Here is a 19,657-nt window from a genome sequence, read left to right on the forward strand (position 1 = left end):
CATAGTTTATAAATTGGCGACTTTTGCTGAGGCCAGATGCCCCAGCTGCACTGTTATAAATCCTGCAAACAGTGCCAGTACATTCAGATGCTCAACCCGCTGGAAGATGACCATAAAACACAGCGCAGTCAGCAAAAATTTCCAGGATTCTCCCTGGTAGAACGATTGCACGATCCTGGTAGCAGATCGGGCCCCGGTATAGCGGAACGCGCGCCAGACAAAGTAGGCGTTGGGCAGGGCGCAGGTTAACCCTCCCAATAACGCCGACATGGCGGCTACATCGCTGTGTAACCAGGCAAGCAGAGCAGAAATCAGCGCCAGGATCAGTTGCAAGATGACGATCCGGTACGCAGGCGGACGCGGTACAGTAGACAACCTGACCTCATTACTTATTGGATTTCTGCTTTGGCCAGTGCAAAAGCGCGGTGATTATATGGGCAAGGTACCCGGCCTTCAACCAGTTAGCGGATCTATCTGTAATAAATTGGTCGTAGTGCTTTAGGTGCCCTTCGCACCCTTGATCCCGGTCAATGGGCGCGATTTTTGTCAATAACAAGGCTGACACCCCCTTGCCTTCTCACTCAGCACCCATTGGCTACCAGCAGCCCGGTGTGCTCCGGTGGCAGAAGACACAGCGGAATCGTCAGGCAGATTACTGAAGGTGGCTCAATATGCCGTCGAGTTCATCCAGGCTGGTGTAGTTGATTACCAGTTTTCCCTTGCCCCTGGCGTTATGACGGATCGAGACACTGGCACCGAGGCGCTCACCCAGCATGCGTTCCAGTCGCTCGACGTCCGGATCCGGCACGGCTGCTGGTGCTACGGCTTCAGGTTGTTTTTGTTCATGGCTACGCACCAGCGCTTCGGTTTGCCGTACAGTCAGGCCCTTGGCCACGACCTGATCGGCCGCCAGGCTTTGTGCCTGACCGCTCAATCCCAATAACGCTCTGGCATGCCCCATTTCCAGGTCGCCATTCTCCAACAGGGTTTTGACATCGGTATTCAGGTTCATCAACCGTAACAAATTGGCCACCGTGGTGCGGTTTTTGCCGACCGCCTGTGCCACTTCCTGCTGGGTGAGTTCAAACTCTTGCTGCAGCCGGTGTAACGCAATCGCCTCTTCCATCGGGTTGAGGTTTTCACGCTGGATATTCTCGATCAGGGCCATGGCGATGGCCGCATCATCAGGCACATTGCGAATCAGCGCCGGGATCTGCTCCAACCCTGCCATACGGCTTGCTCGCCAGCGACGCTCACCGGCAATGATTTCGTAGCGATCCTCCGAACCGGCCAGCAAACGCACCATAATCGGCTGCATCAGGCCCTGGGCACGGATCGAATCTGCCAGTTCTTCCAGCGCTTCCGGCTGAATATCACGCCGGGGCTGATACTGGCCCGGCTGGATCACATCCAGCGACAGATGGATCAGGTCGCCATCTGCCTGCTCCGATGGGAGATCGGCGGTGGTTGGGGCCGAGTCGTCGTCCTGGCCAGCGTGTGACGCTGCCAATAGCGCATCGAGGCCGCGCCCCAGGCCACGTTTACGTTTTGTCATACCTTGATTCCGATCATGTCCGTTTCGAACATCTCTATTCAGGCCGTTACCACCCGGTGACGGCGATTCATTTCTCCGGCCAGCGCCAGATAAGCCATGGCACCACGCGAATTCCGGTCATACAGCAATGCTGGTATACCGTAGCTTGGTGCCTCGGCCAGACGCACATTGCGAGGAATGACTGTATCGTAAACCCGCGTGCCAAAGTGACTCACCAGCTGCGCTGATACATCTTCTGTCAGGCTATTACGCGGGTCATACATGGTGCGCAGCAGACCTTCAATATGGAGCTGTGGATTGTAGGCATCCTTGATCGAGTCGATGGTTTCCATCAAGGCACTGAGGCCTTCAAGAGCATAGTATTCGCACTGCATCGGAATCAGCACCGCATCGGCAGCCACCATCGCATTCACCGTCAACATGCTGAGCGATGGCGGACAATCGATCAGTATATAGTCGTAACGCCCTTGTACACTCGCCAGCGCCTTGCGTAACCGCTGCTCGCGTCCGATCACATTGATCAGCTCCACTTCTGCAGCCGTCAGGTCGCCGTTGGAAGGAATCAGGTCATAACCCGCTTCGCCAGCTGGTACAATGGCCTCTTCTACCGCGCAACGCTGCACCAATACCTCGTAGAGGGAGTTTTCCAGTGCATATTTGTCGACACCACTGCCCATGGTAGCATTACCCTGAGGGTCAAGATCGATCAGCATCACGCGGCGCTTGGTCGCCGCCAGTGAGGCAGCCAGATTCACTGCCGTCGTCGTCTTGCCTACGCCGCCTTTCTGATTGGTAATCGCCAGAATCATCGTCTTCGCTCTACAGGGATATTATTGATCAGTCGGTGTACGGTCTGCGCCCGGAACAGCGACCAGCCGCAGCAGATGGCGCTGGCCTTCGACGCCCGGAACCTCGACGATGGCGGCCGATGCCAGTGCCACATCAGCGGGTAATGCCTCAAGTTCTTGCTGGGGGTACTGTCCTTTCATCGCTAGGTAGCAACCGCCGGGAGCCAGTAAATGGCGGCACCAGGTCACCATATCGGACAGCGAGGCAAATGCGCGGCTGGCAATCATATCGAATGGGACGTCGGGATGATATGCCTCAACCCGGTCGTTAACGATGGTGACATTCTCCAGCCTCAGACTGGTACGGGCCTGAAACATAAAGCGCGTCTTTTTACCGTTACTGTCGAGCAGGGTAAAATGGCACTGCGGATTCAGCGCCGCCAATACCATACCAGGCAGCCCTGGGCCGGTGCCAACATCCAGAATATGGGTAGCAGAACCAAGGTGTGGCTGCACGGCGAGACTGTCGAGCAGGTGTAAATCCACCATCGCGGATGGATCACGGATGGCGGTGAGGTTATACGCCCTGTTCCATTTGTGCAGCAGCTCCAGATAGCCCATCAGCAGATCGGCTTGCTGATCGCTCAACTTGATGTCCAGCTGAGCCGCACCACGCATCAAGCGATTACGCAATCCGGCGGGAAGAGAAGTTGCCATGCTCATATATTCCGTGCCTTGAGTCCTGCCCAACAAAGATGATTGCCGCGCCCATCGCCCCGTCTCGGGACTCTCTGGCGCACGCAATCCTCATACTCACCGGCAACATAACCACATACCAGCCAGCGGGCGGCGGATACTAGCACAAAGTCAGCAGCGAGTTTGAACCTCTTCCGCAACAACCGGCATAAGACCGCAGCACGGGTACGACTGACTCAGGCTTCCATCCGGTGGGCCATATTACGTTTTTTCAAATGAATCATAATCTGACTGATCGCTGCCGGCGTAACACCCGCAAGCCGTGACGCCGCACCCAGGGTTTCCGGCTTGAGCGAATAAAGCTTCTGCTTCACTTCATTGGACAAGCCACCAATGGCGTCATAGTCGAGGTCATCCGGCAGCAGCGTATGTTCATAGCGGCGTAATTGCTCGATATCCTCCAGCTGACGGGCGATATAGCCATCGTATTTGGCCTGGATCTCGACCTGTTCTGCCACGCGCGGGTCATCACTCAGTGGCTCGCCCTTGAGTCTGGCCACCAGCGGATAGGTCAGGGCAGGGCGCTTGAGCAGGTCATGGAGGTTATATTCATGGCTGATGGCCGTTTCACCCAGCTCTGCCAGTGCCTCGGCTGCGGTCGAGCCCGGCTGAATCCAGGTGGTTTTCAAGCGTTGGGTTTCTTGCTCGATCTGCTCCCGTTTTTCACAAAATGCCGCCCAACGCTGATCACCCACAATGCCAAGGTCGCGGCCAATCTCAGTCAACCGCAGGTCAGCGTTATCTTCCCGCAGCACCAGCCGATATTCCGCCCGGCTGGTAAACATCCGATACGGTTCCTTGGTGCCCATGGTGATCAGGTCGTCAACCAGCACACCGATATAGCACTGGTCACGGCGCGGCACCCAGACGTCTTTTTCCAACGCCCGCAAGGCCGCATTCAGACCGGCCAGCAAGCCCTGGGCTCCGGCTTCTTCATAACCTGTCGTGCCGTTGATCTGGCCAGCAAAAAACAGATTATTGATACAGCGGGTTTCAAGGCTGTGCTTGAGCTGCTGGGGATCAAAATAGTCATACTCGATGGCGTAGCCCGGACGGGTAATGTGCGCCTTCTCAAAACCGGGGATCGAGTGAATCAGATCCAGCTGCACATCAAACGGCAAACTGGTGGAAATACCGTTTGGATACAGCTCATTGCTGTTTAATCCTTCCGGCTCAACAAACACCTGATGACTGCTCTTGTCGGCGAAACGGGTGATCTTGTCTTCGATCGATGGACAATAGCGCGGGCCAATCCCTTCAATCACACCGGCATACATCGGCGAACGATCAAGATTGGCACGAATAATATCGTGGGTCCGCTCGTTGGTGTGGGTGATGTAACAGCTGACCTGCTGTGGATGCTCGGCCAGCGATCCCATAAATGACATCACTGGCAGCGGCGTATCACCCGGCTGCTCCTGCATCACCGAGAAATCGACACTGCGACGGTCAATGCGTGCCGGCGTGCCTGTCTTCAGTCGGCCAACGGTAAAAGGCATTTCCCGCAAACGCTGGGAAAGCGCTGTCGATGGCGGATCTCCGGCACGACCGCCACTGTGATTTTCCATGCCAATATGGATCAGGCCACCGAGGAACGTCCCCGCCGTCAACACCACCGAGGTGGCATAAATTTTCATATTGGTGTTGGTGACCACGCCACACACCGTACTGCCAATACCATCACCATCGAGAATCAGGTCATCACAGGCTGCCTGAAAAATATCCAGGTTGGGCTGATTTTCCACGATGTTACGAATTGCAGCACGATACAGCGCACGGTCGGCCTGGGCCCGTGTCGCCCGCACCGCCGGGCCTTTACGGCTATTGAGGGTACGAAACTGGATCCCCCCCCGATCAGTTGCCCGCGCCATCGCGCCATCCAGCGCATCAATTTCTTTCACCAGATGGCTTTTGCCAATACCACCAATGGCCGGGTTACAGGACATCACGCCGACCGTGTCCGTGTTATGGGTCAGCAACAGCGTCTTGCTGCCGGTGCGAGCCGCTGCCAGTGCGGCTTCCGTACCAGCGTGACCACCACCGACCACAATCACGTCATATCGAACGGGATACTCCACAGCCACCTCACCAAATAACAGGAATTTCAAAAACGGGCGCGGATTATAGCAATTACCCCAGTAAGCAGATAGGGCTTTGTACAAAATATGAGCAGTAGCACTATCCACAGGTAAATAAGGCACTCAATCCATTGTGTACAGTGTTATCCACAGCCACTGGGAAATCATTTTTTATCCTTGTTAATCAATGAGTTATATTGTTAATAAATAGCCGATAAGTGATTTTTTATCGGTATAAAAAAATTACCGAATAAAGGTTATTGAAGGATAGCAACCCCTTACAACAAGGGTTTACCACATTTCCTAACAGGGTTATCCACAGAAAAAATAGCCATTAGATGATGACCAAGGAAGAACATCCAGCCGGATGCCTGCACCATTACTGATCGCTTCAGGCGCTTGCAGGGTGGTCAGAACGAAACAGTAAGGGAAAAACAGGGAAGGCGGCCGGAAGGCCGCTGCACGATAGGGGACATCTATTAACGACTGTATTCGAGGCGTAACAATTCGCTGTCATCAGCAAAGTAGAATTCAAGCGTACCCGCTGCCGTAATGGCGGCGTAACCATTCACTGTTGCGGTTTTATTAAAAAATTTACAGTCGGAGCGGTTGTACAGATGCGCTTTCATCAAGGGATAGCTGCTATTCAGCAAAAAGAGCTCACCGTTGAAGCTGCAGCTATCAGCCCCCTGACCAACAAACTTGGCCTTGCTGCCAAGCTCGGTAATAAACACGCTGGTTGTGCCGGCTTTCCAAGTACCTACGGGCTTCCACAGCGCTGAGCTTTCTTCCCAGCTGCCATCGGCTTCCAGCGTCAGTCCACCAGCCAGCTGACTGGTCTCGAACGTGCCTACGATAGTGCCAGCACTATCCGTCTGCTCAACCAATAGGGCATCAACGGCCATACTGGTTGCTGCACCACTGGCCGCCATCTCATCCTGCGCTTTATTACTGCCACTGATCGGCCAGGCGTCAAGATCCATCGAAATGCTGCGCTCGTAACTGATGTACTCAACAGTACCGGTAAAGCCACGGGTGCCATCAAAACCATAGACATTACCTTCGTACATCAACAACCGCACAGCACCTGCTTGGTCAAACTGACCATCCCAGAAACCGTTCAATGCAATCGCACGATTGTAAGAAGATTCGTAAGGTTGATTACTGCCCTCGGAAACACACCCCGAACAGCCCAGCATTGTAATTATTGTTGTTATCGCAAAAACGCGCATGGCGATGCTCTATAAAGAAAGAATGGATCGTCACAAGGGTAGTACCTGCACAATCAGGAAAATTTCCTTGCAGCCAGTCTTTTCATCAAAAATTCATAAAAAAGTCAACAAAGATAGCCATTCACCCCATTTTTTATGTACAAAATGTGAACTCCTACTGGGAGCCTGCGTGATATAACTCGCTCCCGGTTTATTCAACCGTCGTGCTCGTGTCTTCTGTTGTGGTTGTAGTCGTTGCAGCCGTATAAATCATGTAGTACAGCGAACCAGTATCAAACAGAAAAAACTCCAGCGCCCCGGCTGCCGTAATCGTGGCGTAACCCGTCACATTGGCGGCGTTATAATCGCTGCAGTTTTTACGTTCGGTCAGGGTCACGTGATAAAGATTATATTGCTTGTTGACCGGCTCAATAAAGCCATCAAAGGTGCAGCCACCACTGGCCGCAGAAATGGCTTTCAAACTGGCTCGGCTGCCCAACGAAGTGATGTACAGACTGTAGTCGCCCGCCTGCCATTGCCCAGAGACCAGCGCGATACCAGCGTTATTGTTCCAGGTAGCATCGTCCATCAATAGAAAACTGCCGGCACCACGATCACTGTCATAATCTCCTACCAGGGTGTCGCTGGTGCTGGCCGTGGTGTAAACCAGTCCCTCCATCAAATAGTCCACACTACTGCCATCGGCCAGATAGTGGCCTGCCGTGGCATCGGCAGCGGTGATGGCATAAGCGGTCAGATCAAGGTTGGCGATCTGGGTCGAACTGTCGAGGTTGATCGAGCCATAATAGCCCCGGCTTTCATCCAGCCCGAAAATTGTTCCCTGATACATCAGTATTCTTAAGCTGCCCGCCTGATCCAACTGACCATCCCAGAAGCCATTCAACGCCAGGGTCTCGGCATTCACCGTCTGCCCCTCGGCATTAGTGACACCATCATCATCGCTGGAAATGGAAATACAGGCCGTCATCAAGGTTGAAAAAACAACTAACAAGAACAAGCGCATGGGAATTGGCTCCGGTGATCTTCTCTAATAACCATAGCAACTCCTGATTTATTCGCCCGGCAGAGTACAAAAGAGGCCATCAAGGCCATGTTTTCGTCATATTTGCTCAAAAAAGCGGCATATTTCTGATCCAGGCCATTCTATTGACTCCTAACACCCGATAGAATTTGCACAAGATATATACAGGGAGAACTTGCTGTGAGCGAAACCAGAGATCATCTCAAAACCATTGCGACCGATCAGATCTGCAAAAACAACCTGGCTGCAGCCAGTTTTCGTGAAATGGGCAAGGCGGCTGGCATCAAATCCAGCTCCGTGCACTATCACTTCAAAAGCCGGGATGCCTTGCTGCTGGAACTGGCCACCGACTACCAACATGCTTTTTTTGCTGAACTGCAGCAACGCACAGAGGGAATCACCAGTCCCCGCCAGCGTCTGCAACAGCTCTGTGACCTGTATACGGAACATTTCACCAATAACCGCCAGTGCCTCGCCCAGGCCTACAGTGCCGGAATGAATGAACTGACCGAGGAAAGTCAGACCGCTATCCATGCCTTCTATGAAGCGCTGTTCGACTGGGTACTGGAATGCCTCAGCTCCGCCCGCTTCCTGCCGGTCTCACGGGAAGCGCTGGCACGGGTGGTGGTATCGGCATTGCAGGGCGCACTGGTTGCTGATCGGGTAGGGCAAGACGCCGTACATTTGGCGTCGGTGCGTGAATGGATCGGCACGCTGACCAGTCTGTGATCGTATCTTTTTTCAGGAAGTGAGCATTCGCTTGCTTCCTGAAAGATACGTAGATGTCCCCAGCATCCCTCAACAGCAGGTGACCATTAAATGTCTGAGAGATCACAGCTTTGGATAAATTAGTACATACTTGGGTATTCTTGGCTTTGTAATAAAGAGCGCTACCACCACTCTTCTCTCGCGCCTTCCAACGTGTAATCTGCTCAGCAATGAATACTCGATAGTGTCCAGACTCCACATAACCAAGAATCAACGCCCTGCGAGCAATTACCCACTTGCTAACACGGAAATAGCCCCCTGGTTCGGCAAGTTAACCTGCCAATCTTCTTGTTCAACCCAGTGTGCCCGCAACTCCTGCTCGGGCACTAAAAGCTCGGCAGCAACCGCATTGCATCATGGCTCTGTCTCACGCCGAGTATTCTCACTGGCGTCAGAGACACCGGAAACCCCCAGTGCATCCAACCACAGCGCAGGGTTCGGCAAATTTGCTATCAGATACTCGTGGTACCATTCTTGGCGCTGCAGCGTCAGCTTGATGAGATCCAGCAGCTCAGCACTGGGACAAACGACACCATGATTATCGACGGTACGCAGATCCGGAATCAGCAGCTTTTCAATTAAATCCCTTTAATAATAGCTAGTTAAATCCATCTGGTTATCTCTCCTTTGCGTTACTACGTACTTCATTTACCGATACAAAAACTGCCAAAAATCTTGCCCAGCAGGTCATCAGCGCTGAATTCACCGGTAATCTCTCCCAGGGCTTTCTGAGCATCGCGCAAGTCTTCTGCCAGCAGTTCACCTGCGGCCAGGCCCAGTAGCTGCTGTTGCCCCTGTTGCAGAGCGGCACGGGCACGCTCCAGAGCATCCAGGTGACGGCGGCGGGCCAGAAACCCACCTTCACCACCGGCCTCAAACCCCATCACCTGTTTCAGGTGCTGCCGCAGGGCGTCGATGCCCAGCTGCTGGCGAGCTGAAATTCGTAAGATTGGCAAAGCGCCGCTGTTGTCCAGTCCTGGGGCTTCGTTGGCAAGGTCGATCTTGTTACGAATCACGGTCAGCCTGCCGCTGCGGATCAGTGCGTCGGTTTCGGCAGCCAGGCCCTGTTCGTCATAGAGGGCGTGTAGCAGTTGTTGCGGGCTGTGCTGATCACTACTGGCGTCCATCATCAGCAATATACGATCGGCCTGGCGAATTTCGTCCCAGGCACGCTGGATGCCGATACGTTCCACTTCGTCAGGGGCATCGCGCAAGCCAGCGGTATCCACTACGTGAAGCGGCATGCCGTCGATATGAATATGCTCTTTCAGTACGTCCCGTGTGGTACCGGCGATGGCGGTCACAATGGCCCGTTCATGGCCTGCCAGGGCATTCAGTAGTGAGGACTTACCCGCGTTGGGTCGCCCGGCGATCACCACGGTCATGCCTTCGCGCAAAATTGAGCCTCGGGTCGCTTCTGCCAGTACCTGATCCAGAGCGGTTATGACTTCAGCCAGTTTGGTTGCTACCTTGCCGTCAGAGAGAAAGTCGATTTCCTCTTCGGGAAAATCCATCGCCGCCTCGACGTAAATACGTAATTCGATCAGCTGATCGAGTAATTGCTGTATACGTCGGGAAAATTCTCCCTGCAGCGAGCGCAACGCACAGCGCGCAGCCTGTTCAGAGGCAGAATCAATCAAATCGGCAATGGCTTCCGCTTGGGCCAGATCAAGCTTGTCATTGAGAAATGCCCGCTCGGAAAACTCGCCGGGACGGGCCAGCCGGCAACCTTGTGACACCAGCTCATTCAGTAACAGGTCCAGTACTACCGGGCCACCATGGCCCTGAAACTCAACCACATCCTCACCGGTAAACGAATGTGGCCCTGGAAAGAAGAGGGTAATACCTTCATCCAGAATATCGCCAGCAGCGGCACGCAGTGCGCCGTAGTGCGCATATCGAGGTTGTGGCTGATAGCCGATAATACGTTGCGCAATGGTTTGTGCCGCAGCACCAGACACCCGCACAATACCGATCCCGCCACGGCCGGGGGCGGTGGCAATGGCAGCAATAGTGTCCTGATGGATGGCATGACTCATAGCGGCCTCACAAGTGGGAAAGCAATCTGTTGATGGTATAAGCTCGATGGTATAGCTCGATGGCAATAGATACAAAAACGGGAGCCAGAGGCTCCCGTTTCCGCAGTCGATAACAATCAGCTGTTTTCGATCTGTTTGGTAATCACGTACTGCTGGGCAATAGACAGCAGGTTGTTGACCACCCAGTACAACACCAGGCCAGCCGGGAACCAGAGGAAGAACACTGTCATCACCACCGGCATAAACTGCATTACTCGGGCCTGCATCGGGTCTGGTGGCGTCGGGTTAAGGCGCATCTGGACAAACATCGAGGCACCCATTAACAACGGCAGAATGAAGTACGGATCCATCACCGACATGTCGGTAATCCAGAGTGCAAAAGGTGCCTGACGCAACTCAACCGATTCCATCAGTACCCAGTACAAGGAGATAAACACCGGCATCTGGATCAGCATTGGCAAACAGCCACCCAGCGGGTTGATTTTCTCTTTCTTGTACAGCGCCATCATTTCCTGGCCCAGTTTTTCCCGGTTATCGCCGTATTGCTCCTTGATCTGCTGCATCTTTGGACCAACCTTGCGCATGTTGGCCATTGAGCGATAGCTCATCGCAGACGGGTAGAAGAACAGGATTTTCACACACAGGGTCAGCAAAATAATGGCGACACCCCAGTTTCCGACGATGCCGTGGAAGAAGGTCAGCAGGAAAAACAGTGGCTGAGCAATCCACCACAACCAGCCATAATCGACCGTCAGTTCCAGGTGGGGAGCAATTTTTTCCAATTTGTCCTGATCTTTTGGCCCGACGTAGAGGCTGGCACCGGTCTCACCAACCGATCCAGCTGCTACAACCAGGGGCTGATCATAAAAACCAAAAATATAGTTACCCTTAACAAAACGACCGTTGTAGGTATGGATTGTATCTTGTGGCGGTACCCAGGCTGACAGGAAGTAGTGTTGCAGCATTGCTGCCCAGCCACCCTCTTGCTGGTTCTTGTAGGCGTCGCTTTCTAGGTCATCGTAGGTAACTTTTTCGTAACGATTTTCTTTCGTCGTTAACGCTGCACCAAGATAGGCTTGCATGCCCATGCCACTGCCCGCGGATGGATCAGGTGAGTTATCACGCTTTAGCTGCGCGTAAAACACCCCTTCCCATGGCTGGGCCGAGCTATTGTGAATCCGGTATTGCATATCAATCAGATAGTTACCCCGATGAAAGGTAAATATTTTCTCGACCAGTCCCTTGGCCGTTTCTGTTGACAGCACCACAACGAGCTCATCTTTGCCTTCAGTCAGTGTGTATTCATTGCTTTCAGCACTAAAAAGGGCACCACCGTTGGTGTCGATGCCATCTCGTCCAATAAGGCCACTTTGAGCCACATAGGTACGACGCTGATTGTTTTCCAATAACACGAACGGAATGTCTTTGGTTTCGATCGATGCCGGAAATTCCGGCAACAATACTTCAGTAACTTCCCCTCCACGAGGGTTGATAGTCACTTGCAACACATCGGTCTTGATTTTAATCAACTCAGCTGATGGCGCAGAAACATCACCAGCAGGAGCAACCAAAGGTGCTTCCAGCTGAGGATGTTCGGTATCAGCGGTCACTCCGGTAACGCTGGGCGTATCCGGACCGACAGGCGCTTCAGCCTGAATTGGAGCGTCGATACGGGTTTTTTGTCCGTAGTCGTCGTTCCAGGTGATGAAGAGAAAATAGCTCGAAATGGCCAAGCCAAGGTATATAACCGTACGGCGGATATCCATGTTCAGGGTTTCCGTTGACAACAGTTGGAAGAATGTTTGGGTAAATCAGGTACCAAATCAACGCCGTGATCCCCCCAGGGATGGCATCTGACCAGCCGACGAATGGCAAGCCAGCCACCACGGAAGGCACCATATCGTGTTACAGCTTCAGCTGCATAGGACGAACAGGTAGGGTAAAAACGACACCGGGAGGGTAATAACGGACTGATGGCATAACGATAGCCGGCAATAAGCAACAGCAGTAATCTGGCTGTAAAACTAACGTCGCCGTTTTCTTTGAGTGTTGCCGGACTTGCCATGGGTTGGTCGCTTTAATCGGAACCAGAGGGCATCAATCATCTCACGTATCTGACGGTTGTCCAGTTCGGTAATTCCGGACCGAGCCAGTACGACATAATCGCATGACCCCAACTCATGTTGGTGGTAACGGAATGATTCCCGAATCAGTCGCTTGATACGATTTCGATCGACTGCATGTCGGATCTGCTTCTTGGCTAACACAAACCCCAGACGTGAACGCTGTTGTTGGTTGCCAGAAGCAAGGACCAGCAATTGGGGAGTACTCCCGCGCCGCTCAGTATTATCAAAAACCTGTTTGAATTCGGCTGGCTTCAGCAATCTTGCGTTGCGGCCAAATTTCAAATCTGTCATCGGCAAACTGTGGTCGGGAGCTAGCAGCCCGCTCAGGCGCTCAGACGCTGACGGCCTTTGGCACGACGGCGAGCCAGAATCTGACGGCCGCTTTTGGTAGCCATACGTGCACGGAAGCCGTGACTACGCTTGCGCTTCAGAACGCTTGGTTGAAATGTACGTTTCATATTCGTATACCCGGTTGATGTTTGGGGTCAGTTTTTAAAGGGCGGCAATTGTATGAGAAACCCCGACAAATGGCAATGGCTGTTCCCTGACCAATTCTGATGACCGAATCGGTCAGCATAATCCTGCGTACGGTATTTATTGTTTTGTATGAAATGATGTTTGAAAAGAGATAAAGGACTGATGAAGTTATTATTATTAGTAGCGGGTTTTTCTGTGGATAACCTATCTAAGCTATTGATTTTTATTGATTTATAGGTTTTATAACCAGGCTCTTTTCCAGTGATGAAGATGGTATTAAGCTGACCGTAAGTGGTGGGTGAAAGGCATCGATATACCGCCAGGTCAAGATCCCGGTTCCTTCCTGTGGATCAATTCTGATATTACAGGCAGGTTTTCCACAGGTTGTTGGTGGCGTGTTGGCCGTGGTGAATCGACGGTGATGAAGCGGGACTATTCTGTGGATAACTTCTGCTGCTTTGGATACACTGTGCGACCTTGAACCAAAATGTAAATAGAGGTGGGTGTGGCTGTTTTTTGGGATGAATGTTTACGGCATCTGGAACATGAGTTGCCTACCCAGCAGTACAACACCTGGATTCGACCTCTGATGGCATCTGAGCAGAATCAGCGGCTGGTGCTAAGCGCACCAAACCGTTTTGTACGTGACTGGGTCAAAGACAAATATCTGCAACGTATTCAGGAAATTCTTTCAGAGCTGAATGGCGGACGTCTCACCCATGTGGATCTGACGGTGGGTGAATCACAGCCGATGTTTCGCGCTCCGCAGCCAGCTCAGCGGCAGGTTGATCCCCAGCCGCCGATGGTTCGTAATCCAGCGTCCAGCTTTGCTGCTACTCGCGCACGGGCGGAAGATGATGAACCCATGGCTGACGAATTCCAGTCACCTACCGTCGCCTCAATCACGCCGATTCAGCAGCCGGTTAATACACCTTTGCCACGGCGGGAAGTTCAGGTTGAAGGCGGCCTCAAGCACCGTTCGTTTTTAAACCCGACCTTTACCTTTCAATCGTTTGTTGAGGGTAAATCGAACCAGCTGGCCCATGCAGCGGCGCAGCAGGTGGCAGAAAATGCCGGTGGCTCTTACAACCCACTCTTTATATATGGGGGGGTTGGCCTGGGTAAGACGCATCTGATGCATGCGGTGGGGAATTACCTGCAGTCGAAAAATCAGAATGCCAAGGTGCTCTACGTGCACTCCGAACGTTTTGTCCAGGATATGGTTAAAGCGTTGCAACTGAATGCCATCAATGAATTCAAGCGTTTTTATCGTGGTCTGGATGCTTTGCTGATTGATGATATTCAGTTTTTTGCTGGTAAAGAACGTTCCCAGGAAGAATTTTTCCATACCTTCAATGCCTTGCTTGAAGGCGGTCAGCAGATGATTCTGACCTGTGATCGATATCCAAAAGAAATTCACGGACTTGAAGAGCGTTTGAAAAGTCGGTTTGGCTGGGGCCTGACGGTTGGTGTAGAACCCCCCGAGCTTGAGACCCGTGTAGCGATTTTGATGAAAAAAGCGGAGCAAAGCGGGGTACACTTGCCGGATGATGCGGCCTTCTTTGTTGCTCAACGTATTCGCTCAAATGTACGAGAGCTGGAAGGTGCACTGAAACGGGTGATTGCCAGTGCGCAATTTACCGGCAGTGAAATCAACCTGCCGTTTATTAAAGAATCACTCAAGGATTTGCTGGCGTTGCAGGAGCGACAAGTCAGTATCGATAATATTCAGCGTACGGTTGCCGAGTATTACAAAATCAAGATCTCTGATTTATCATCTAAACGCCGTACACGATCGATCGCCCGACCCAGACAAGTGGCGATGGCACTAAGCAAAGAGCTCACTAATCATAGTCTTCCTGAAATAGGTGAAGCCTTTGGTGGCCGGGATCATACGACTGTGTTGCATGCCTGCAGAAAAGTGAAAGAGCTGCAACAAACCAACGCTGACGTTCTTGAAGATTACAAGAACCTGCTGCGTTCACTGACAACCTAGACCTGAGTGGAGAACCATGAAATTCGTAATCTCTAGGGAAGCTTTGCTACGTCCCCTGCAACTGGTGGCGGGTGTTGTTGAAAAACGACAGACGCTGCCAGTGCTCTCCAACGTGTTGTTGGAAGTGCGTGGTCAGCAGTTGTCCCTGACAGGGACCGATCTCGAGGTCGAACTGGTTGGCCGGGTAACTCTTGACGAAGTCGGAGTTGAAGGTGAAGTCACGGTACCGGGCAAAAAACTGATGGATATCTGTCGCTCACTGCAAGACGGTGCCCAGATTGAAATTGCGCTGGAAGATCAGCGGGTTACTGTTCGTGCTGGTCGTTCGCGTTTCACCTTGTCATCATTACCGGCGACCGAATTCCCCAATGTTGAGTCCGTTGGAGAAGAAAAAAACTTCTCCATGGGTCAGCAGGTATTACGCCGGGCGCTGGATCGTACCAGCTTTGCCATGGCGCAACAGGATGTGCGCTATTATCTTAACGGTATGTTATTTGAAGTAAGTACTGACTCACTGCGGACGGTAGCAACAGATGGCCATCGCCTGGCAACCTGTTGTGTTGAGATCAGTGGTCCTGACGAATTGAACCAGATTATCCTGCCCCGTAAAGGCGTGCTGGAACTGGCAAAATTGCTCACCGATGCAGAACTGAGTGTTACCTTGTCACTCAGTGGCAATCACCTTCGGGCACAGACTGAGCATTTCACCTTTACCTCAAAACTGGTCGACGGAAAATTTCCGGATTACACCCGAGTGATTCCAAAAAACGGTACCAATGTGATGCTGGCTGATCGTCAGGAACTACGTCAGGTATTTGCCCGTACCGCCATTCTGTCGAATGAAAAGTACCGTGGCGTACGCCTGGTACTGGCACCAGACTTGCTGCAGGTCTTTGCCAATAACCCGGAGCAGGAAGAAGCAGAGGAGTCCGTTGCGGTCAGCTACAACGGCGACTCTCTTGAAATGGGCTTCAACGTTGCTTATTTGCTGGATGTTATGTCGGTTATTAATAATGAGAACGTTAAAATGACGCTGTCAGATGCCAACAGTAGTGCCTTGCTGGAAGAGCCAGAAGGCGGCGACTCGCTGTACGTTGTGATGCCGATGCGCCTGTAGGTATTTATGCCGATTCGGCGCTTGTCCGTACGCGGTGTCCGTAATCTGGCACCGCTGGATATCCATCCTCATTCTCGCGTTAACTTCATTTATGGTGATAACGGCAGCGGCAAAAGCAGCTTGCTGGAGTCAATCGCGTTGCTGTCTTCGGGGAAATCTTTCCGCTCAACTCAGATCAAGCAGCTCATCCATCATGATGCCGATCGGCTCGAACTGGAATGTGAATTGGATGGGACGACGGGGGCGGATGCGCAGACCCAGGATTTGTACAGTCTCCGCCTGCGTAATGGTGATGTGTTATTTCGTCTTGATGGTTCGGTTCTGACCTCCCAGGCACAAGTAGCCACCCGCTTGCCGGTTCAGGTTATTGAGCCAAATACCTTCCGATTGCTGGTCGGATCACCGGAAGACAGACGCCAGTTTCTTGATTGGGGGGTGTTCCATGTGGAACCCGGCTTTATTGAGGAATGGCGAATTTTTCGTAAGGTGTTAAAACAACGCAATAGCGTGTTGAAACAAAAGGAAGTGAGCTGGCTGGACGTTTGGGATGGTGGATTTATCGAAGCCAGTGAAAAAATTCACCAGTATCGCCTGGCTTATCTGAAAGTGTTTGTGCCCCAGTTTGAGTCGACACTCGCTGCGCTCGACGCTGAGATCAAGGTGCGATTGCATTATTACCCAGGTTGGGAAAAAGACAGTCAGCTCAAGGATATTTTGACTCGACAACAGGATCGGGATCTACAATTGGGTTATACCCAGTCCGGCCCGCATCGGGCAGAACTCCGTATTCGGGTTGATAAATTACCCGCCGCCGATGTGTTGTCCCGTGGCCAACAAAAAACCGTTGTTGCTGCACTGAAGCTTACCCAGGGGATTTTGTACAAGCAGAGCTGCGGGAATGCTCCGATTTATCTGGTTGACGATCTGGCGTCTGAACTGGATTCTCGCCACCGTTTGGCTTTATGCCAAGTGCTGGAAGATTTAAAATGTCAGGTATTTATTACAAGTATTGAAAAACAGCAATTGATGGACAGCTGGACCCCCTCCGAATTCAAGGTGTTCCATGTGGAACACGGCAAAATCGAAGAAGAAAGCCTTCCCTGATCATCTGATCCAACAAGCAATTGCTGAAGCTATTTCCGCCCAAGAGGAACACTGAATGAGTGAGCAGAATTACGATTCGTCCAGTATTAAGGTACTGAAAGGTCTCGACGCCGTTCGCAAGCGTCCAGGCATGTACATAGGTGATACGGATGATGGCACAGGTCTGCATCATATGGTGTTCGAGGTGGTCGATAACTCCATTGATGAGGCCCTGGGTGGCCATTGTGACAGCGTTGACGTGGTTATTCATACCGACAATTCAGTTTCCGTATCAGATAACGGCCGAGGTATCCCAACCGAGATCCATGAAGAAGAAGGTATCTCGGCAACGGAGGTAATCCTGACGGTACTGCACGCCGGAGGCAAGTTTGATGACAATAGTTACAAGGTGTCGGGAGGCCTGCACGGTGTCGGTGTATCAGTGGTCAATGCCCTGTCTGAGAGCCTGAAAATCACCATCCGTCGTGGTGGCAAATTGTATGAGCAGGAATATAGCCATGGCGTGCCAAACTATCCGCTGAAAGAAGTGGGTGTCAGCGAAACCACCGGCACAATGGTGACTTTTTTACCATCAAAAGCAACCTTCACCAAGACCGAATTTTCATACGACTATCTGGCCAAGCGTTTGCGGGAATTATCCTTTCTGAATTCCGGCGTACGTATTCACCTGAAAGATGAGCGGGTCGCTGACAAGGAAGACGTGTTCGAATTTGAAGGTGGTTTGGCTTCGTTTGTGAGATATCTCAACGATGGTAAAACCGCACTGAACGAGGTCTTCCATTTTAACGCCGAGCGCGAAGATGGCATTGTTGTCGAAGTAGCGATGCAGTGGAACGACACCTTTCAGGAAAACATCTTCTGTTACACCAACAACATTCCCCAGCGTGATGGCGGCAGTCATTTGGCCGGTTTCCGGGCCGCGTTGACGCGTACCTTGAATACCTATATTGAGAAAGAAGGCCTGGCCAAAAAAGCCAAGGTTGCAACAACCGGTGATGATGCTCGTGAAGGCTTGACCGCTATTATTTCGGTCAAGGTACCAGACCCCAAGTTCAGCTCCCAAACCAAAGACAAGCTGGTGTCTTCCGAAGTGAAGCCAGCCGTCGAGCAGGAAATGGGACGACTATTCAGTGACTATCTGATGGAAAATCCATCTCAGGCGAAAGACCTGGTGGGTAAAATGATCGATGCTGCCCGGGCTCGTGAGGCTGCACGTCGCGCCCGTGAAATGACTCGCCGCAAGGGAGCACTGGATATCGCAGGGCTGCCAGGCAAGCTGGCGGATTGTCAGGAAAAAGACCCGGCGCTTTCCGAAGTGTATCTGGTGGAAGGGGACTCGGCTGGCGGTTCCGCCAAGCAAGGCCGAGACCGTCGCACTCAGGCGATTCTGCCGCTGAAAGGCAAAATCCTCAACGTAGAAAAAGCCCGTTTCGACAAGATGTTATCTTCTGTTGAAGTTGGCACGCTGATTACTGCGTTGGGTTGTGGTATTGGCCGGGAAGAATTTAATCCGGACAAATTGCGCTACCACAGCATCATTATTATGACGGATGCGGACGTGGATGGTGCGCACATCCGTACCCTGCTACTGACCTTCTTCTTCCGCCAGATGCCCGAGATTATCGAGCGTGGCCATGTGTATATTGCTCAGCCTCCGCTTTACAAGATAAAGCGTGGCAAACAAGAGCAATACATCAAGGATGAAGAAGCGATGGAAGAATATCTGACTCATATCGCTCTGGAAAAGGCCGCCTTGTACCCCTCCGCAGACGCGCCTGCGATTACCGATGCTGCCTTCGCATCCCTGGTAGCCGATTACCGATCTGCGCAGGAAACCGTGCAGCGCTTGTCTGGCTTGATCCCTCAGGCCGTCCTTCATCAGTTGCTGACACTGCCAGTGGTGGAAGCGTCTGCACTTGAAGATGAAGCCTTCGTGCAAAACTGGGGATTACAATTGGCTGCTGCGCTCCCAGATGCCGGACGGAGTGGTAACCATTTCCACGTGGAACATATACGGGATAAAGAGCGGAACGAGTTTAACGTACTGGTGAAAGTGATTACCCATGGCGTTCCGCGTGACTACGTGCTCGATCATGAGTTTTTTACCGGATCTGGCTATCGCAAACTGTCTGCCATCAGCAAACGTCTGCAAGACACGTTGGAAAGTGATGCCTATATCCAGCGTGGCGAGCGTGTTTACCCAATCGTGGATTTCTGGGATGCCATTCAGTGGCTGCTGAACGAAGCTAAAAAAGGCTTCAATATCCAGCGTTATAAAGGATTGGGGGAGATGAACCCGGATCAGTTGTGGGAAACCACCATGGATCCAAATACCCGTCGCATGCTACGGGTAGGCATTGAAGATGCGATTTCTGCCGACAAGATGTTCACAACCCTGATGGGTGACGAAGTTGAGCCACGTCGGGCCTTTATTGAATTAAACGCATTAAACGTAGCGAACCTGGATTTCTGATTTCTCCAGTGTTTATCAGGCCCCGGCTGGGATATCTCAGCCGGGGCTTTTTTATTTCAGCTTAAAAACCTGCTTGGCTATGTTTCAGTTATAAGTCGCTAGAATATTTCATCCACTGAGTTATCCA

17 protein-coding genes are annotated in these 19,657 nt (G+C 52.1%); 5 read left to right on the forward strand and 12 right to left on the reverse strand.

Annotation, left to right across the window (positions count from 1 at the left end; genetic code table 11):
- Positions 1 to 6: 6 nt before the first annotated feature.
- The 7 genes from WG929_RS16250 to WG929_RS16280 form a co-directional block, all read right to left on the reverse strand.
- Complete coding sequence (locus WG929_RS16250) at positions 7 to 375, reverse strand: ATP synthase subunit I (RefSeq protein WP_369856181.1); 369 nt, start codon at positions 373 to 375, stop codon at positions 7 to 9.
- 277 nt (positions 376 to 652) lie between these two features.
- Positions 653 to 1,555: a ParB/RepB/Spo0J family partition protein gene (locus WG929_RS16255; protein WP_416206924.1), complete on the reverse strand. Its 903-nt coding sequence runs from the start codon at positions 1,553 to 1,555 to the stop codon at positions 653 to 655.
- Positions 1,556 to 1,593: 38 nt separating this feature from the next.
- Positions 1,594 to 2,364: a ParA family protein gene (locus WG929_RS16260; RefSeq protein ID WP_416206925.1), complete on the reverse strand. Its 771-nt coding sequence runs from the start codon at positions 2,362 to 2,364 to the stop codon at positions 1,594 to 1,596.
- A 21-nt stretch (positions 2,365 to 2,385) separates the two neighbouring features.
- Positions 2,386 to 3,060, reverse strand: coding sequence for a 16S rRNA (guanine(527)-N(7))-methyltransferase RsmG (rsmG, locus tag WG929_RS16265; protein ID WP_416206926.1), 675 nt, complete (start codon positions 3,058 to 3,060; stop codon positions 2,386 to 2,388).
- Positions 3,061 to 3,275: 215 nt separating this feature from the next.
- A complete protein-coding gene (gene mnmG / locus WG929_RS16270) occupies positions 3,276 to 5,177 on the reverse strand; it encodes a tRNA uridine-5-carboxymethylaminomethyl(34) synthesis enzyme MnmG (protein ID WP_416206927.1) in 1,902 nt (633 codons plus the stop codon).
- 479 nt (positions 5,178 to 5,656) lie between these two features.
- Positions 5,657 to 6,259: a hypothetical protein gene (locus WG929_RS16275; protein ID WP_416206928.1), complete on the reverse strand. Its 603-nt coding sequence runs from the start codon at positions 6,257 to 6,259 to the stop codon at positions 5,657 to 5,659.
- Positions 6,260 to 6,599: 340 nt separating this feature from the next.
- Positions 6,600 to 7,412, reverse strand: coding sequence for a hypothetical protein (locus tag WG929_RS16280; RefSeq protein ID WP_416206929.1), 813 nt, complete (start codon positions 7,410 to 7,412; stop codon positions 6,600 to 6,602).
- Positions 7,413 to 7,610: 198 nt separating this feature from the next.
- Between WG929_RS16280 and WG929_RS16285 the strand changes: the two genes are divergently transcribed.
- Positions 7,611 to 8,159 (forward strand): TetR/AcrR family transcriptional regulator, encoded by a 549-nt coding sequence (locus tag WG929_RS16285; protein ID WP_369856187.1) that lies wholly within the window; start codon positions 7,611 to 7,613, stop codon positions 8,157 to 8,159.
- 683 nt (positions 8,160 to 8,842) lie between these two features.
- Here WG929_RS16285 and mnmE read toward each other — a convergent pair.
- The 5 genes from mnmE to rpmH form a co-directional block, all read right to left on the reverse strand.
- Positions 8,843 to 10,237, reverse strand: a complete 1,395-nt coding sequence (gene mnmE / locus WG929_RS16290; RefSeq protein ID WP_416206930.1) for a tRNA uridine-5-carboxymethylaminomethyl(34) synthesis GTPase MnmE — start codon at positions 10,235 to 10,237, stop codon at positions 8,843 to 8,845.
- Between the two features lie 116 nt (positions 10,238 to 10,353).
- On the reverse strand, positions 10,354 to 12,003 hold the full coding sequence (gene yidC / locus WG929_RS16295) for a membrane protein insertase YidC (RefSeq protein ID WP_416206931.1): 1,650 nt from the start codon (positions 12,001 to 12,003) through the stop codon (positions 10,354 to 10,356).
- Between the two features lie 2 nt (positions 12,004 to 12,005).
- A complete protein-coding gene (gene yidD, locus WG929_RS16300) occupies positions 12,006 to 12,302 on the reverse strand; it encodes a membrane protein insertion efficiency factor YidD (protein ID WP_416206932.1) in 297 nt (98 codons plus the stop codon).
- Positions 12,262 to 12,654, reverse strand: coding sequence for a ribonuclease P protein component (rnpA, locus tag WG929_RS16305; RefSeq protein ID WP_416206933.1), 393 nt, complete (start codon positions 12,652 to 12,654; stop codon positions 12,262 to 12,264). The genes yidD and rnpA overlap by 41 nt, the downstream gene beginning before the upstream one ends.
- A gap of 32 nt (positions 12,655 to 12,686) precedes the next feature.
- The gene (gene rpmH, locus WG929_RS16310; RefSeq protein WP_369856192.1) at positions 12,687 to 12,821 is read right to left on the reverse strand and encodes a 50S ribosomal protein L34; all 135 of its coding nucleotides are present in this window, start codon (positions 12,819 to 12,821) and stop codon (positions 12,687 to 12,689) included.
- Between the two features lie 518 nt (positions 12,822 to 13,339).
- Between rpmH and dnaA the strand changes: the two genes are divergently transcribed.
- Genes dnaA through gyrB form a run of 4 tightly spaced genes read left to right on the forward strand, consistent with a single transcriptional unit; the run spans position 13,340 to position 19,530 of the window.
- The gene (gene dnaA / locus WG929_RS16315) at positions 13,340 to 14,836 is read left to right on the forward strand and encodes a chromosomal replication initiator protein DnaA (protein ID WP_416206934.1); all 1,497 of its coding nucleotides are present in this window, start codon (positions 13,340 to 13,342) and stop codon (positions 14,834 to 14,836) included.
- A 16-nt stretch (positions 14,837 to 14,852) separates the two neighbouring features.
- Positions 14,853 to 15,953: a DNA polymerase III subunit beta gene (gene dnaN / locus WG929_RS16320; RefSeq protein ID WP_416206935.1), complete on the forward strand. Its 1,101-nt coding sequence runs from the start codon at positions 14,853 to 14,855 to the stop codon at positions 15,951 to 15,953.
- A gap of 6 nt (positions 15,954 to 15,959) precedes the next feature.
- Positions 15,960 to 17,057, forward strand: coding sequence for a DNA replication/repair protein RecF (gene recF, locus WG929_RS16325; protein WP_416206936.1), 1,098 nt, complete (start codon positions 15,960 to 15,962; stop codon positions 17,055 to 17,057).
- Between the two features lie 55 nt (positions 17,058 to 17,112).
- Positions 17,113 to 19,530, forward strand: a complete 2,418-nt coding sequence (gyrB, locus tag WG929_RS16330; protein WP_416206937.1) for a DNA topoisomerase (ATP-hydrolyzing) subunit B — start codon at positions 17,113 to 17,115, stop codon at positions 19,528 to 19,530.
- The last annotated feature ends 127 nt before the right edge of the window (positions 19,531 to 19,657 follow it).

Source organism: Oceanobacter antarcticus (assembly GCF_044962685.1).
GTDB lineage: Bacteria > Pseudomonadota > Gammaproteobacteria > Pseudomonadales > Oceanobacteraceae > Oceanobacter > Oceanobacter antarcticus.

Bases quoted from the DNA above. Each gene is read 5' to 3' on its own strand.
- gyrB (WP_416206937.1), top strand. From the start codon at position 17,113: ATGAGTGAGCAGAATTACGATTCGTCCAGTATTAAGGTACTGAAAGGT.
- WG929_RS16260 (WP_416206925.1), bottom strand. From the start codon at position 2,364: ATGATTCTGGCGATTACCAATCAGAAAGGCGGCGTAGGCAAGACGACG.
- recF (WP_416206936.1), top strand. From the start codon at position 15,960: ATGCCGATTCGGCGCTTGTCCGTACGCGGTGTCCGTAATCTGGCACCG.
- rsmG (WP_416206926.1), bottom strand. From the start codon at position 3,060: ATGGCAACTTCTCTTCCCGCCGGATTGCGTAATCGCTTGATGCGTGGT.
- yidC (WP_416206931.1), bottom strand. From the start codon at position 12,003: ATGGATATCCGCCGTACGGTTATATACCTTGGCTTGGCCATTTCGAGC.
- rnpA (WP_416206933.1), bottom strand. From the start codon at position 12,654: ATGACAGATTTGAAATTTGGCCGCAACGCAAGATTGCTGAAGCCAGCC.
- WG929_RS16255 (WP_416206924.1), bottom strand. From the start codon at position 1,555: ATGACAAAACGTAAACGTGGCCTGGGGCGCGGCCTCGATGCGCTATTG.
- WG929_RS16280 (WP_416206929.1), bottom strand. From the start codon at position 7,412: ATGCGCTTGTTCTTGTTAGTTGTTTTTTCAACCTTGATGACGGCCTGT.
- mnmE (WP_416206930.1), bottom strand. From the start codon at position 10,237: ATGAGTCATGCCATCCATCAGGACACTATTGCTGCCATTGCCACCGCC.
- dnaN (WP_416206935.1), top strand. From the start codon at position 14,853: ATGAAATTCGTAATCTCTAGGGAAGCTTTGCTACGTCCCCTGCAACTG.
- yidD (WP_416206932.1), bottom strand. From the start codon at position 12,302: ATGGCAAGTCCGGCAACACTCAAAGAAAACGGCGACGTTAGTTTTACA.
- rpmH (WP_369856192.1), bottom strand. From the start codon at position 12,821: ATGAAACGTACATTTCAACCAAGCGTTCTGAAGCGCAAGCGTAGTCAC.